This is a genomic window from Leptothrix mechoopdaensis (SeqCode) (assembly GCF_053893855.1).
The window spans coordinates 4,903,700-4,917,115 of record NZ_CM132699.1 but is presented as its reverse complement, the minus strand read 5'-3'; the positions used below and the strand labels follow the sequence as shown (position 1 = coordinate 4,917,115).

Genomic DNA, 13,416 nt, shown 5'->3' with positions numbered 1-13,416 from the left:
GCCCCAGGCGGTTGTCGCCTGGGGCTTTTATCTTGGTGGGGCGGTTCTTGGAGTCTTTGGCCAGTGGCCCATCAGGGACTACCTTTCGAAGCTTGGGAATGGCGCGGGAAGACGGGCTAAGGATGAGGTTCGCGTTGGATTTGACTGGGCCGACTCAGGCTGATTGCGGCCGGTCGTTCCGCGAAGGTGAGTGTCTGTTTCCGTGGGAACCGACCCTTCTGCCTTGGCTTGGCCTGTTGAAGGTTGTTCCGCCAACAACAGACGACTCGGGCGTCGAAAGCAAATTGGAAAGTGTCGGCGACCGCACCCAAAACTTCGCCGACAATTCGACCTCTATGACGCTTGAGATTGCCTTTCACACGAGGGAGTTGCGTGCCATCTGCGAAAGCCCAACCAGGGCAATGCGCGAGCTTGGCGAGGCAAGCGGCAAGGCGCTGCAGCGGACGCTGGCCGATATGAACGCTGTTGAAACCGTAGCGGAACTTCTAGAGATGGGGCTGGGAAGTGAGCATTGTGCGCAGGAACACGGAATGCTAAGGTTCCACTTATGTGAAGGACTAAACATCTACTGCAATGCGAATCAGCAAAGCATACCGATGAACGGTGGATCTATTGATTGGACCCAGGTTTCCAGGCTCAAAATCATCCGCATCGGGAGCGGTAAGTGAGTGTCTCCTCTGAATTTTCACCATTCTGGGCGTCTCCGCCAGGAGATACGGTTCGAGAACTTGCACAGAGGAAAGGCCTTACGCCAGCAGTCGTTGCCACCTGGCTCGGCATTGCGGAAGGCGACTTGTCCCGCCTACTCAATGGAGACATGCCCATCAATAATGCGCGCGCCGAACGGCTGGCGGCGCTGGTAGGAGCCACCCCGCGATTCTGGTTAGCTCGGGAAGCACAGTACCGGTTTGCCCTGCAGTCGATTCAGGACAATACTCGGGCATGGGTTTCCAGCCTGCCATTCGCTGACATGGCCAAGTTCGGCTGGCTAGAGGCTGCAAGCTCAGCGAAAGACAAGCTTCAGCACGCATTTACGTTTTTTGGTGTATCGAGCCTTGATGAATGGCGTGAGGCGTGGCTCTCCGAGCACGCAGGCCTCACAGCATACAGAACGTCGCCTGTCTTCACGACGCGAGCAGCCGCCGCCGCCGCTTGGCTCAGACAGGGTGAATTGGCTGCAAGCCGAATTCGAACGGCACCCTGGTCTAGAGAGAACTTCGAACGTCTTCTTCCGGAGCTTAAGGCGCTGACTAGGATCGATAAGCCCGCAGATTTCATCCCGCTGCTTCAGCAGAAATGCGCTGAGTTCGGTGTGGCCGTTGTTATTGTCAGAGCGCCGAAGGGGTGCCCGGCTAGCGGCGCAACGCGGGTGAGGACCGGTCAAGCTATTCTTCAGCTCAGCGCGAGGTTTCTTCGGGACGACAGCTTCTGGTTCACCTTCTTTCACGAAGCGGCGCATCTAGTCCTGCACGAGGATCGTCTGTTCCTTGAGTGGTCAGAAAAGCGGCACCTTGATGTCAAGGAAGAACAGGAAGCCGACGACTTCGCAGGCCAAGTCTTGATTCCGCCCTTACAGGAGCCCGCATTGCGTGCCCTTCCGCATGAATATAAGAGCATCATGCGGTTCGCTCGAAACCTATCGGTGTCACCTGGCATCGTTGTAGGCCAGCTCCAGCATCGCGGGCTGGTATCCCAAGACAAGCTCAACTTTCTTAAGAAGCGTTACTTATGGGCGTAACGGTTAGCCGCGAAAGCCTTTGTATTTGCCGGGGCTTTTCTGCCAGTTGCACAAGGCGTCTTCCATTACTTGCATGCCGACGCCGAGGTGCTTCTCCAGAGCTGCCACCCTCGCCTCAAGGGTTCGCGAGTTAGTAGTGGAGTCAATCTGCCCATCGAACAGCAGCCGCGCGCCCTTTTTGGGTCCAGTAGCTTCGTTCATATAGGTGGAGTTGGCATCAATCGCCGCAAGTCCGGTCTTGGCTAGCATGGTGAGGTAGTCAAAACGTCCCGTGCGGCCAAAGCTAATGACGGCAGACATAGAGCCGTAGAGCAATGCGAAGGCGCATCTCGGGTCGCCCTTTACACGGGCAAGCGCACTGACGATCATCTGGGCGTGCGAGCCGTGCTCCTTTACCCATTCAACGTAGGTCCTAACGACGACTCCGGTCCCACGGGCACCCTGTTTAAGCGACTCGTACTTTCGGTGATTGCCGAACTTGCCCGCAAAGAATGAGCGGTTTTCCTCAAGCCATTCACCGTATGTAGCGGGGTCAGCGGCGACACAAGCCCAAGTCCAAGGTGTGTCCTCATATGCGCCATAAAGCTCGCGGGCCAGCAACCATTCGGTACGCAGGTTACGGCCGCAGTGCGTTGCAAGGAACACCAGCCAAAAGGCTTCCTCGCGCCGCCCACTTTTCGCCATGAACATTGCAGCCCTGACTGGATCGAACAACTCACTCTTCGGATTAGCGCGCAACGGGCTGATCGACCGGACGCGGACCTTTTGAACGTATTCGACACGCTGAAGGCTGTCGATGAGCTGGTCTACGAAGGCCAGTATATTTTCAGTGGGCACGACGCCAGTCAGAGGCATTTGCTCTTTATGGAACGCGATCAGCTGGTTTTCCAACTCCTCTCTTCGCCGCTCCTTCTCGGGGCCCTTCATTTTGGTTCCTTGGTTAGTCCAGCCAGTTCATCGAGAAGCGACCGCTGATTTCTATCAGCGGCGAGCTTGTAGCGCCTCTTGATGTATGTCGAGTAGATATCGTCATTGATCCGACGCTTCAGTCGCCTTATCTCTGGCTGATTGTTATGGAGGAGCCCAGCTTTATATATCGTCAACAAGGTAGCCAAGTCTGCCCAGTATGGCTCCATGTTTTCCGGGGCAGTCAGTATGGTGCCGTTGCCAGTGCGAACTTCTTCTTCGAACTCAATTAGATTCTTGACCGCGCCCCACGGGTCGCCCTTTGGCATTGGCGGCATCGGCCGATTGAGGTGATAGCCCTCTTCTAGAAAGCGCATTGCCTTGGCGTGGTCCGCATCGTACAGGTGAAGGCTGCCAACGACGTGTTTGTATTCACCCAGTTCCATGCTTAGCGAACGGGCGACTAGTTCCTGAAGCATTGTGAAGGTAAACACATCGTGGGGGAGTCCGCGCCAGGCGTCATTGGACCGCATGGACGTCAGCAGATGCAATCGACCACCACGCACAAAAAACTGTAGCGTGCAGGTGCATGGGATGTCCTTGTGGGGCACTAGCGTGTCGGCGCGGTCAAACAACTGCAGGACTGCTTGCCGGGAGTCACGTTTCTTCGTCAGCAGTTGGATTACGCGGGCGACTTGATCATCTGGGGATTCCCCGAACAGTCGCGGGCCGTAGGCGCCGAAGATGGTCTTCTTGTCATCGGAATACTCGTCATAGCTCGGTATGTAGTGCTGGATGAAGCTCAGACTGTTGCTGCCTGCCAGAATCCAAAGCAGCTCACCCAGACAACTGAATACTAGACCTCGCGATTCGGACCGGCTCAAACGCGCACGCGGCGCGGAAAGCTTCAGGAGCACGCCACTGGATTCACGAGCAGCCCCCTTAGACGGCCTAGTGCTGGTGCCACGCGCCAAAATGTACTTGTATACCTTGATTAGTAGGTCGTCGAGGGATTCAGCTACAAAGTACACGAGATGTTCGCCGGCTCAGCCAAAAAGCTGCGGGGTATCGAGCGCAGACGCACGGACCGGCTCCGCTACCCTTCGGCCGATCCGCACCGCGTCACGCGCAGTGATGGAAGTGGCGCCGTTCTGGAGTGCGCGCCAGCGTTGGCCAGCTGTCACGTCATAGTGGGGATGGCGGGCACCGCGATGAAAGGCGCGCGGAGCAAGGCCAATACTGGCCGCAAATTCATGCAGTTCCTGAATGTTGTCTGCCATGAGGTGGAACCACGCGTGGCCGCGCTTCATAACCTCGGCATCGTCTACGTACACCACTTGTTGTTCTCTCCCTTAGTGTCTATTTTGCATCGAATTGCCGTAGCCTGAGTAGACACCGCCGAACCTCAAACCAAAACCCGATTGACTGCGCGATAGTTCGAACTGGCAATGGGCGGCATCGCTATAGCAAGTGGCCGCATGCTGATCATCAAAATGGGTGCAACCTCGGCAGCGACAGACTGCACCCGCCACCCACCAATCACAGCGCACAACGAGGCTGTGTACCTCATCCCGTGGCAAGGAACAGCTTTCAGCCTGTCAGGCCCTGCCCGCCTGTTGCAGTTCTGCCGCACCCTCCCCGCTTGGGCTCATCCTCTTGGGGGAGACGCCTCTCACCGCGCCGCGTCGACCATCGCCGGCCTGATTCGGCAAACACCATGAGAGGCCACGTTCGATGAACCTCAAGCATTTCCCGTGCTGGGCGCCAGCATCCTTCTGACCCTGATCCAGGGTTGCGCGACCGAGAGTTCGTGCAGCGTGGCGATCCAGCAGGTTGAGGGGGCCAGCCGGCTCTATGTCGGGGTGTGCGCCCCGATTGCCGTTGGCAAGTTCGACAACGGCGTGCATTGCTTCAAGTGGAGCGGCGCCTCTTCGGTCAATACAAGCGTCACGTGGACCGCCAATTGGCGCTACCTGACCGCCTGCAACAACGGCTGCGACGATCCCGAGACCGACGGCATCTGGGCCAGCGGAACGCGCACTGGGTTGTTGTCGACACCAAACTCGTCGGCAGACGGCGCCACGGGCTTCAAGGCTGGTGGAGTTTCGTGGTCGGACGCCTGGGATATCACTGTGCCCACGCCGCAGACGTCGTGGGTGGTGCCGCCATCGAACACCATCAGGCTGCCGTGAGCACCGGAGCCCGGCCCGTGACCCGATGCGCCCCCCTTCAGGTCCGATGGCTTGCGTTGAAGCGAGCGCTGGTGATGACCATCTCGCTGCTATCTGGAGCCTGCATGGCTGCAGATGAATTGCTGAGCGTGGAACTGGCCTTCGAGGCGCCCGGCCAGCGCATGGCGCAAGTCACCGTCGAATGGGCCAGCGGTTCGGTGACAGGCCAAGTGCGGACACGTGTGCCTGGCTGCGAACAGCCGTGGCATGCGGACTGCTGGGCAAGACGGCCGCTGCAGGCCAGTCTCAGCTTGGCGCAGCGCGAGGGCCTGCTGCAGTTGCTGGCTCCGGTTCCGCTGGCCCATTCCCCCCGTCATGCCGCGCCAGGTGCAACGCACTACTCGATGGCATTGGTGCGCCGCCAGTCCGTGAGCTACGGGATGGCTCTCCCCGGTGATGGCGCTGCGGCCAGCGCCATTGAACAGGCCCTGACCCTGGCCGGCGCTGCGCCCTGACCGTTTACCTGTCCGCTCGCCAAAAGGTTTAGACCGCAAGTCAGCTGCACTTGTGCAGACAGAGCGCCAATCCAAACTTGTTGCAGATCGTCTGCACCCTCCCCGCTTGGGCTCATCCTCTTGGGGGAGACGCCTCTCACCGCGCCGCGTCGACCATCGCCAGCCTGATTCGGCAAACACCATGAGAGGCCACGTTCGATGAACCGCAAGCAATTCCTGCGCAGCACGCCCGTGCTGGCCGCCAGCATCTTTCTGACCCTGATCCAGGGTTGCGCGACCGAGAGTTCGCGCAGCGTGGCGATCCAGCAGGTCGAGGGGGCCAGCCGGCCCTATGTCGGGGTGCGCGCCCCGATTGCCGTTGGCAAGTTCGACAACCGCTCCAGCTACGGCCGCGGCATGTTCTCGGACGGTGTCGACCGGCTGGGCGGGCAGGCCAAGACGGTGCTGATCACGCACCTGCAGCAGACCAACCGGTTCAATGTGCTGGACCGCGACAACCTCCAGGAAGCGCGTCAGGAGGCCACGTTCAAGGGCACGGCGCAGACCATCAAGGGGGCCGACTACGTGGTCACCGGTGACGTGACCGAGTTCGGTCGCAAGGACGTCGGCGACAAGCAGCTGTTCGGCCTGCTCGGTCGCGGCAAGGAGCAGGTGGCCTATGCCAAGGTCAGCCTGAACGTCGTCAACATCACGACCTCCGAGGTGGTCTATTCGGCCCAGGGTGCGGGCGAATTCAGCTTGTCCAACCGGGAGGTCCTGGGCACCGGTGGCACGGCCGGGTATGACGCCACGCTCAACGGCAAGGTGCTGGACCTGGCGATCCGCGAGGCGGTCAACCGCCTGACCGCCGGCATCGACTCCGGTGCCTGGCAGCTGACGCGCTGATCGGAGACACACGATGCCATCCACGACATCCCACGTGCCGCGCGTCCTCGCGGTCGGTCTCGTCGCCCCGCTCGCCCTGCTGACCGGCTGCGCCCAGGCCCCCAAGCCCCTGTACGACTGGGGCAGCTACCCGACCCAGGTCTACGGTCACCTGAAAGGCGACGGCAGCGGGCCGGCCAGCCAGGTGGGTGAACTCGAGGCCGATGCCCGCAAGGCGGAGGCCCGCGGCGGCAAGCTGCCACCCGGCTTCCATGCCCACCTCGGCATGCTCTACCAGTCGCTCGGGCAGGACGACCTGGCGCTGCAGCAACTGCAGACCGAGAAGACCCTGTACCCGGAAGGCTCGCATTTCGTCGAGTTCCTGCTGGCCAAGGATCGCAAGGGAGACAAGAAATGACCGCACGCCTGAAGCGCCTGAACCACCTGAAGCGCCTGGCAGACCGCCTGCTCCCCCGTCTCGCGGTCGCCGGCGCCGCCGCCCTGCTCGCGGCCTGCGCGACCAGGCCCCCGGCCTACGACTACACCGCCTACAAGTCGGCCCGGCCGGCGTCGATCCTGGTGCTGCCGCCGCTGAACGAGTCGCCGGACGTCAACGCGACGCCCAGCGTCCTGGCGCAGGCCACCCGGCCGCTGGCCGAGTCCGGCTACTACGTCATCCCGGTGACCTTGATGGCGGAAGCCTTCCGGCAGAACGGCCTGACGACGGCCGGCGACATCCATCAGGTGTCGCCGGACAAGCTGCGCGAGATCTTCGGCGCCGATGCCGCGCTCTACATCAAGGTGTCGAAGTACGGCGCGACCTACACGCTGCTGGACAGCGCCGCCGTGGTCAGCGCCGAGGCTCGCCTGGTCGACCTGAAGTCCGGCGCACTGCTGTGGAGCGGCAGCGCGTCGGCCTCCAACGCCGAGCAGAACCAGCGCCAGCAGGGCGGCCTGGTCGGCCTGCTGGTGACGGCGGTGGTCAAGCAGATCGTCAACGAGGTGACGGACGCCAGCCATCCGGTGGCCGGCGTGGCCAGCCAGCGCCTGCTGGGTGCCGGCCGGATGAACGGGATGCTCTACGGGCCGCGTTCGCCGAAGTACGGCACCGACTGAGTAACCCTCGCGTGCATTCCTGACGTGCCAAGTTCCCGCCGCCCGGCGGGACTTGCGGGAGTGAAAGCGAAGCGGTCCGGGGTGAACCCTTGGAATGGCGGCCATTCCATCCCTCCGAACGCTCCTGACCCGCACGGCGACGCCCGATGTCGACGTTGCCGAGCGTCAGGCGTCGAAGACCAGTCCCGGGCGGTGCCTTCCGAGGCTGGTATGGCATCCTTGCATCTTGTAGAGGAGCTGTCGCCATGCCCACGCCAGTCGAAGATCTCGCCGCTCAGGCACTTGGCCTGCCTCCGGAAGACCGGGCAAAGCTCGTGGAGCGCCTGCTTGAAAGCTTCGAACCCAGGTCACCGGCCCAAGCTGCCTGGCTTCAACTAGCCCGCTCCAGACGTCACGAAGTTCAGTCTGGCCAGATTGCCATGGTGCCTGGCAGCGAGGCCTTGGCACGCGTCAGGGCGCGCATCTCGTGAGCTACTGGCTTCATCCCGAAGCCGAAGTCGAACTTGGTGACGCTGCGGTGTATGACGCAGAGCACGCCAGCCGCAGCGTCGCAGAAGCGTTCCTTGCCGAGTTCGAGCGAGTCCGGGATCTGCTCGTCGAGAACCAAGACCGCGGTCCGTACGGTGACTTCGGACTGCGCGTCTACCACTTCGACCGCTTCCCCTACACGCTCATCTACGAGCCGCACGACCAGCTCGGACCACAGATCTTTGCCGTTGCGCATCAACACAGGGAACCGGGCTACTGGTCTTCGCGCGTTGACGCCTAGCCCCTCCATGTCAGTCAAGCCCGTGATGTGCATTTCCTGCTTGCGATGAATGGCGCGACGAATCAGGAGAAGGCAGAGAACAGAGAAAGACTCCCACGCTCCTGACGGCCTTGTTGCGAGGCGGTCAACCGCCTGACCGCCAGCATCGACTCCGACGCCTGGCGTTGGTCGCCCCAACCAGCCCTCGCGTGCATTCCTGACGTGCCAAGTTCCCGCCGCCCGGCGGGCCTTGCGGGAGCCGAAGCAAAGCGATCTAGGGTAAACCCCTAGAATTGCGCCCATGCAGTCCCTCCGAACGCTCCTGACCCGCCCGACGGCGCCCGATGCCGACGTTGCCGAGCGGCCCGTCCGCCGTCGTCGCCTGTGGCGCTTCGTGCCGATCCGGCGCCTGACGGAGCGGCATCGGCCGGGGATCCTGAAGCATCTGCTGGGGCTGGACGAGCGCGATCGTTACCTGCGCTTCGGCTACCCGGCCAGCGACGACCGCATCGTCGCGTTCGTCAAGGCGCTCGATTTCCAGCGCGACGAGCTGTTCGGCATCTTCAACCGCCGGCTGCAGCTGGTGGCGACCTCGCAGCTGGCCCGGCTGATGCCCGACCAGATCGGCTGGGACCTGCCGGCCGGTGACGAGGCGCCGGCCGAGCCCGAACCGATGATCGAGTTCGCCGTGTCGGTCAGCCGCCATGCGCGCGGTCGCGGCTATGGCGAGCGGCTGTTCGCGCATGCGGCCCGGCATGCCCGCAACGAGGGCGTGCACCGGATGATGATCCACGCGCTGAGCGAGAACACCGCGATGCTGTGGATCGCCCGCAAGGCCGGCGCACGGGTCCAGCGCGAAGGCGGCGAGGCCGAGGCGTGGCTCGAACTGCCGCCGCTCAGCGTCGCCTCGCAGGTCGAGGAGCTGATCGCCGACCGGGCGTCGGCGCTCAACTACCGGCTCAAGCAGCAGGCCCGCCAGATCGGCTGGGCGCTGACGCTGGTGATGGAGGTGCGACGCCTCTATGCCCGCCGCCGGGTCATCGCCAGCCAGTGAGCCGCGGGGGCACGGCAGGTGCCCGTTTTCGCCGGAACTTCGCGATGGATTCGCGTGCGTTGCCGGTTCAAGGCGCACCCGGACCCGGGATAGGGCGAAGCAGGGTCGGCCCCTAACATCGGGCCATACGCCGGCCTTCCGCCAGCCCTAGCCTGCCGCCATGCACCCGAACGTCTGGATCTCCGTCGCGATCGCCCTCACGGCCGTCACCCTGCTGGTGCTGGCCGGTCTGCTGCTGTGGCGCCGACCGGGCAAGGGCGCCCCCCGGGGCCCGCGCCAGCCGGATCTGCCCGCCGAATGGCCACTGGTCCAGCGGCCGATCTTCTCGACCGAGGAACGCGCGCTGTTCCGCCAGCTGCGCACCGCCCTGCCGCACCACACGGTGCTGGCCAAGGTGCCGCTGGTGCGCTTCAGCCAGCCGCAGAACCGCGACGAGCTGGCCTACTGGTTCAAGCTGCTCGGTCCCATCCACGTCAGCTTCGTGGTGTGCGCCGAGAACGGCCGCGTGCTGGCCGCGCTCGACATCGAACGGCCTGACCGCCCGGCGCCCAAGCGCCATGCGGTGATCAAGCAGGCGGTGCTCGAAGCCTGTCGCGTGCGCTACGTGAAGTGCCGCACCGATCACCTGCCCAGCGCCGCCGAGCTGCAGATGCTGGTGCCCAACCCGGCCGAGGCCAGCCGGCCGCTGGTGCCGCGCCATCTCAGCGACAACCCCGACCGCCCGCGCACGACGCTGGCGCACACGCTGCGGTCCGGCACCGGCGCGGCCGGCTCGGGCGGCTCGCAGTGGTACGAATCGGGCTTCTCGGGCGACTCGTTCTTCGCGCCGGAAAGCCAGCGCGATCCGCTCGGCGAGGACAGCTCGGGCGGCTGGCTCGGCGGCGGCAGCGGCACGGCCAGCAGCCTGGTCGGCGCGCCTTCGGGCATCCGCGAGTCGTCCGGGCCGACGTCCGGCCGTCGACCGACGATCGGCCTGGTCGAGGACCCCCGCACGGCGAGCAGCCCGAGCGTGCCCCGCAGCGGCACGGGCGGACGGATCCGGCGCAGCGAGGACTTCGGCACCAGCGGCCTGACCGGCGACACCGGCGGCCACATCATCGGCCGGCGCTGAGGCTGTCGCGCAAGCTGTCGCAGTCGCTGGCCTACGATGCCGGCATGCACCGCGACCCCGATGACGGCCCCGACGGCAACGTCAGCCCCCCCAGTCCCGCCTCCTACCCGGGGCATGTGGCCGATCTTCCCTATGCCGGCCTGACCCCCGACGTGGTGCTGGACGCGCTCGACGCGGCCGGCCTGCGCGGCGACGGCCGCATCCTGCAGCTCAATTCCTACGAGAACCGGGTGTTCCAGATCCACCTGGAGGACGGCCGCATCGTGGTGGCGAAGTTCTACCGGGCCGGTCGCTGGAGCGACGCGCAGATCCTGGAGGAACACGGCTTCGCGCTCGAACTGGCCGAGGCCGAGGTGCCGGCGGTCGCCCCGCTGGTGCTGACCGCGCCGGACGCCGCCGCGACGACGCTGAGCCCGGCCGCGCTGCACGGCCGGCCGCCGACGCTGGCGCAATGGGCAGCCGATGCCGCCTCGCCCACCTGGCGCTACGCGGTTGCACCGCGCTGCGGCGGGCGTTCGCCCGAACTGGAGGATCCGGCGGTGCTGGAGTGGATCGGCCGTTTCCTGGCCCGCCTGCACCAGGTCGGCGAGCGTCGGCCGTTCACGCACCGGCTGGGCTTCGACGGCACGGCGCGGGCGCGCGCGGCGGTGGCCAGCCTGGCCGGCAACCCGTGGATCCCGGCGGGCGCGTTCGAACCCTGGCAGCGGGTTGCCGTGCAGGCGCTCGATGCCGTCGACGAGGCCTTGGCCGCGACGCCCGGACTGGCGCTGCTGCGGGTCCACGGCGACTGCCATGTCGGCAACCTGCTGTGGACGCCGGCGGGACCGCACTTCGTCGACCTCGACGATGCCGTCACCGGCCCGGCGGTGCAGGACCTGTGGATGCTGCTCGGCGGCAGCCGCCACGAGATGCAGGCGCAGCTCGGCGCGCTGCTGGACGGCTACGAGACGCTGCGCGAGTTCGACCGCCGCGAGCTGGCGCTGATCGAGCCGCTGCGCACGCTGCGGCTGATCCTGCACAGCCACTGGATCGCGCGGCGATGGGAAGACCCGGCCTTCCCGATCGCCTTCCCGAACTTCGACAGCCCGTCCTACTGGGCCCAGCAGGCCACCCAGCTGCAGGAGCAGCTGGCAGCGATGGCCGAGCGGCCGCTGGTGGCCTGAAGGCTCAAGCCCGGGCCCAATCCAGGCTCAGCCCAGGATGAGCGACTGGATCCGCCGCACGTGCGCGGCCGGGTCGTCCAGGTGCCCACCCTCGGCCAGCAGGGCGTTATCGAACAGCACCTGCGCCAGCTCGCCGAAGCGCGCCTCGCCCTCGGGGATGGCCGCCAGCTTGCGGACCAGCGGGTGCTCGGCGTTGACCTCCAGCACCGGCTGGCTGGCAGGCGCGCTCTGGCCGGCCTGCTTGAGCAGGCGGGCGAGGTGGCCGCTCATGTCGCCTTCCTCGGCGACCAGGCAGGCCGGCGAATCGACCAGGCGGGTGGTCACGCGCACGTCCTTGGCACGGCCTTCGAGCGCCGCGCGGATGCGGTCGAGCGTCGGCTTGAAGGTCTCGGCGGCAGCCTCGGCCTGCTTCTTCTCGTCCTCGTCCTGCAGCTTGCCCAGGTCGACGGCGCCCTTGGCGACGCTCTGCAGCTCGTGGCCGTCGAACTCGTGCAGGTGGCTGAGCATCCACTCGTCGACCCGGTCGGTCAGCAGCAGGACCTCGATGCCCTTCTTCTTGAAGATCTCCAGCTGCGGGCTGTTCTTCGCGGCGGCCAGCGTGTCGGCGGTGATGTAGTAGATGGCCTCCTGGCCTTCCTTCATGCGGCTGACGTAGTCGGCGAACGAGACGCCCTCGTCGGCCTGCGTGGAGGCAAAACGCAGCAGTTTGGCCAGGCGCTCCTGGTTGGCGTGGTCCTCGCCGATGCCTTCCTTCAGCACCGAGCCGAACGCCTTCCAGAACTCGGCGTACTTGGCCTTGTCGTCGGCGGCGGTCTGCTCGTCGGTGCTGTCGGCCAGGTTCTCCAGCATCGACAGGACGCGCTTGGTCGAGCCCTCGCGGATCGCCTTGACGTCGCGGCTCTCCTGCAGCAGCTCGCGGCTGACGTTCAGCGGCAGGTCGGCCGAGTCGATCACGCCCTTGACGAAGCGCAGGTAGACCGGCATCAGCGCCTCGGCGTCGTCCATGATGAAGACGCGCTTGACGTAGAGCTTGACGCCGCCGCGCTTGTCGCGGTTCCACAGGTCGAACGGCGCCTTGGCGGGGATGTAGAGCAGCTGGGTGTACTCGCTGCGGCCCTCGACGCGGTTGTGCGTGTAGGCCAGCGGCGGGGTGCTGTCGTAGGTCAGCTGCTCGTAGAAGGCCTTGTATTCGGCGTCGGTGACGTCGCTCTTGCTGCGCGCCCACAGCGCGGCGGCCTTGTTGACGGTCTCCCACTCGTCCTTCTGGACGTGCTGGCCGGCCTCGCCGTCCCACTCCTCCTTGCGCATCAGGATGGGCAGCGAGATGTGGTCGGAGTACTTGCCGACGATGCTCTTGAGGCGCCACAGGCTGAGGAACTCGTCCTCGCCCTCGCGCAGGTGCAGGATGATGTCGGTGCCGCGGCGCTCGCGATGGATCGTCTCGACCTCGAAGTCGCCGGTGCCCTCGCTGCTCCAGCGCACGCCCTCGCTGGCCGGCAGGCCGGCGCGGCGGCTTTCCACCGTGATGCGGTCGGCCACGATGTAGCCCGAGTAGAAGCCCACGCCGAACTGGCCGATCAGGTTGGCGTCCTTGGCCTGCTCGCCTTCGAGCTTGCTCATGAACTCCTTCGTGCCGCTCTTGGCGATGGTGCCCAGGTGGTCGATCGCCTCCTGCTGCGACAGGCCGATGCCGTTGTCGCTGATGACGATGCGGCGCCCTTCCTTGTCGTAGGAGATGCGGACCTCGAGGTTGGGCGCGTCCTCGTACAGCGCGGCGTTGTCGAGCGCCTCGAAGCGCAGCTTGTCGCAGGCGTCGGAGGCGTTGGAGACCAGCTCGCGCAGGAAGATCTCCTTGTTGGAATACAGCGAATGTGTGACGAGGTGCAGCAGCTGCTTGACCTCGGCCTGGAACGACAGCGTCTTCTTGTCCATGGTGCGTGTACTCGGGAACGGTTCGTGGGAGGAGGGGGCGGGATCACGATCCCGGCCTCCCGGGAATGTGGGCGGGCGGCGGTTTTTCAAGGGTCGCC

16 protein-coding genes are annotated in these 13,416 nt (G+C 64.9%); 12 read left to right on the top strand and 4 right to left on the bottom strand.

Annotated features, from left to right (window positions below):
* The first annotated feature begins 236 nt into the window (after positions 1 to 236).
* On the top strand, positions 237 to 668 hold the full coding sequence (locus tag ACWA7K_RS21515; RefSeq protein WP_456210265.1) for a hypothetical protein: 432 nt from the start codon (positions 237 to 239) through the stop codon (positions 666 to 668).
* The gene (locus tag ACWA7K_RS21510; RefSeq protein ID WP_456164155.1) at positions 665 to 1,738 is read left to right on the top strand and encodes a helix-turn-helix domain-containing protein; all 1,074 of its coding nucleotides are present in this window, start codon (positions 665 to 667) and stop codon (positions 1,736 to 1,738) included. The genes ACWA7K_RS21515 and ACWA7K_RS21510 overlap by 4 nt, the downstream gene beginning before the upstream one ends.
* A 3-nt stretch (positions 1,739 to 1,741) precedes the next feature.
* On the opposite strand, the gene ACWA7K_RS21505 is transcribed toward ACWA7K_RS21510, so the two are convergent.
* From ACWA7K_RS21505 to ACWA7K_RS21495, 3 genes are all read right to left on the bottom strand, one after another.
* The gene (locus tag ACWA7K_RS21505; protein ID WP_456164153.1) at positions 1,742 to 2,665 is read right to left on the bottom strand and encodes an alpha-glutamyl/putrescinyl thymine pyrophosphorylase clade 3 protein; all 924 of its coding nucleotides are present in this window, start codon (positions 2,663 to 2,665) and stop codon (positions 1,742 to 1,744) included.
* Positions 2,662 to 3,561, bottom strand: a complete 900-nt coding sequence (locus tag ACWA7K_RS21500; protein WP_456164151.1) for a thymidylate synthase — start codon at positions 3,559 to 3,561, stop codon at positions 2,662 to 2,664. The genes ACWA7K_RS21505 and ACWA7K_RS21500 overlap by 4 nt, the downstream gene beginning before the upstream one ends.
* Before the next feature lie 129 nt (positions 3,562 to 3,690).
* Positions 3,691 to 3,978 carry a DUF4031 domain-containing protein gene (locus ACWA7K_RS21495; RefSeq protein WP_456210263.1) on the bottom strand — a complete coding sequence of 96 codons (288 nt, stop codon included), beginning with the start codon at positions 3,976 to 3,978 and terminating at the stop codon, positions 3,691 to 3,693.
* 420 nt (positions 3,979 to 4,398) lie between these two features.
* Here ACWA7K_RS21495 and ACWA7K_RS21490 point away from each other — a divergent pair, with 420 nt between their 5' ends.
* The 10 genes from ACWA7K_RS21490 (at position 4,399) to ACWA7K_RS21445 (ending at position 11,386) form a co-directional block, all read left to right on the top strand.
* Positions 4,399 to 4,836 (top strand): hypothetical protein, encoded by a 438-nt coding sequence (locus ACWA7K_RS21490; protein WP_456164147.1) that lies wholly within the window; start codon positions 4,399 to 4,401, stop codon positions 4,834 to 4,836.
* A 74-nt stretch (positions 4,837 to 4,910) separates the two neighbouring features.
* Positions 4,911 to 5,330, top strand: a complete 420-nt coding sequence (locus tag ACWA7K_RS21485) for a hypothetical protein (RefSeq protein WP_456164145.1) — start codon at positions 4,911 to 4,913, stop codon at positions 5,328 to 5,330.
* A gap of 198 nt (positions 5,331 to 5,528) precedes the next feature.
* On the top strand, positions 5,529 to 6,215 hold the full coding sequence (locus ACWA7K_RS21480) for a CsgG/HfaB family protein (RefSeq protein WP_456164143.1): 687 nt from the start codon (positions 5,529 to 5,531) through the stop codon (positions 6,213 to 6,215).
* 13 nt (positions 6,216 to 6,228) lie between these two features.
* Entirely contained in the window at positions 6,229 to 6,612 is a 384-nt protein-coding gene (locus ACWA7K_RS21475; protein WP_456164141.1) for a DUF4810 domain-containing protein, read from the top strand.
* Positions 6,609 to 7,310 carry a DUF799 domain-containing protein gene (locus ACWA7K_RS21470; protein ID WP_456164139.1) on the top strand — a complete coding sequence of 234 codons (702 nt, stop codon included), beginning with the start codon at positions 6,609 to 6,611 and terminating at the stop codon, positions 7,308 to 7,310. The genes ACWA7K_RS21475 and ACWA7K_RS21470 overlap by 4 nt, the downstream gene beginning before the upstream one ends.
* A gap of 146 nt (positions 7,311 to 7,456) precedes the next feature.
* Positions 7,457 to 7,780 carry an addiction module protein gene (locus ACWA7K_RS21465; protein ID WP_456164137.1) on the top strand — a complete coding sequence of 108 codons (324 nt, stop codon included), beginning with the start codon at positions 7,457 to 7,459 and terminating at the stop codon, positions 7,778 to 7,780.
* Positions 7,777 to 8,079, top strand: coding sequence for a type II toxin-antitoxin system RelE/ParE family toxin (locus tag ACWA7K_RS21460; protein WP_456164135.1), 303 nt, complete (start codon positions 7,777 to 7,779; stop codon positions 8,077 to 8,079). The genes ACWA7K_RS21465 and ACWA7K_RS21460 overlap by 4 nt, the downstream gene beginning before the upstream one ends.
* Before the next feature lie 280 nt (positions 8,080 to 8,359).
* Entirely contained in the window at positions 8,360 to 9,112 is a 753-nt protein-coding gene (locus ACWA7K_RS21455) for an N-acetyltransferase family protein (RefSeq protein ID WP_456164133.1), read from the top strand.
* Positions 9,113 to 9,272: 160 nt separating this feature from the next.
* Positions 9,273 to 10,223: a DUF2726 domain-containing protein gene (locus tag ACWA7K_RS21450; RefSeq protein ID WP_456164131.1), complete on the top strand. Its 951-nt coding sequence runs from the start codon at positions 9,273 to 9,275 to the stop codon at positions 10,221 to 10,223.
* Positions 10,224 to 10,267: 44 nt separating this feature from the next.
* A complete protein-coding gene (locus ACWA7K_RS21445; protein ID WP_456164129.1) occupies positions 10,268 to 11,386 on the top strand; it encodes a serine/threonine protein kinase in 1,119 nt (372 codons plus the stop codon).
* Between the two features lie 27 nt (positions 11,387 to 11,413).
* On the opposite strand, the gene htpG is transcribed toward ACWA7K_RS21445, so the two are convergent.
* Positions 11,414 to 13,318, bottom strand: coding sequence for a molecular chaperone HtpG (gene htpG, locus ACWA7K_RS21440; RefSeq protein WP_456164127.1), 1,905 nt, complete (start codon positions 13,316 to 13,318; stop codon positions 11,414 to 11,416).
* Positions 13,319 to 13,416 lie beyond the last annotated feature (98 nt).

Coding starts and splice junctions, on each gene's coding strand:
- ACWA7K_RS21485 (WP_456164145.1), top strand. CDS start 4,911: ATGACCATCTCGCTGCTATCTGGAGCCTGCATGGCTGCAGATGAATTG.
- ACWA7K_RS21470 (WP_456164139.1), top strand. CDS start 6,609: ATGACCGCACGCCTGAAGCGCCTGAACCACCTGAAGCGCCTGGCAGAC.
- ACWA7K_RS21455 (WP_456164133.1), top strand. CDS start 8,360: ATGCAGTCCCTCCGAACGCTCCTGACCCGCCCGACGGCGCCCGATGCC.
- ACWA7K_RS21450 (WP_456164131.1), top strand. CDS start 9,273: ATGCACCCGAACGTCTGGATCTCCGTCGCGATCGCCCTCACGGCCGTC.
- ACWA7K_RS21480 (WP_456164143.1), top strand. CDS start 5,529: ATGAACCGCAAGCAATTCCTGCGCAGCACGCCCGTGCTGGCCGCCAGC.
- ACWA7K_RS21475 (WP_456164141.1), top strand. CDS start 6,229: ATGCCATCCACGACATCCCACGTGCCGCGCGTCCTCGCGGTCGGTCTC.
- ACWA7K_RS21505 (WP_456164153.1), bottom strand. CDS start 2,665: ATGAAGGGCCCCGAGAAGGAGCGGCGAAGAGAGGAGTTGGAAAACCAG.
- ACWA7K_RS21445 (WP_456164129.1), top strand. CDS start 10,268: ATGCACCGCGACCCCGATGACGGCCCCGACGGCAACGTCAGCCCCCCC.
- ACWA7K_RS21465 (WP_456164137.1), top strand. CDS start 7,457: ATGTCGACGTTGCCGAGCGTCAGGCGTCGAAGACCAGTCCCGGGCGGT.
- htpG (WP_456164127.1), bottom strand. CDS start 13,318: ATGGACAAGAAGACGCTGTCGTTCCAGGCCGAGGTCAAGCAGCTGCTG.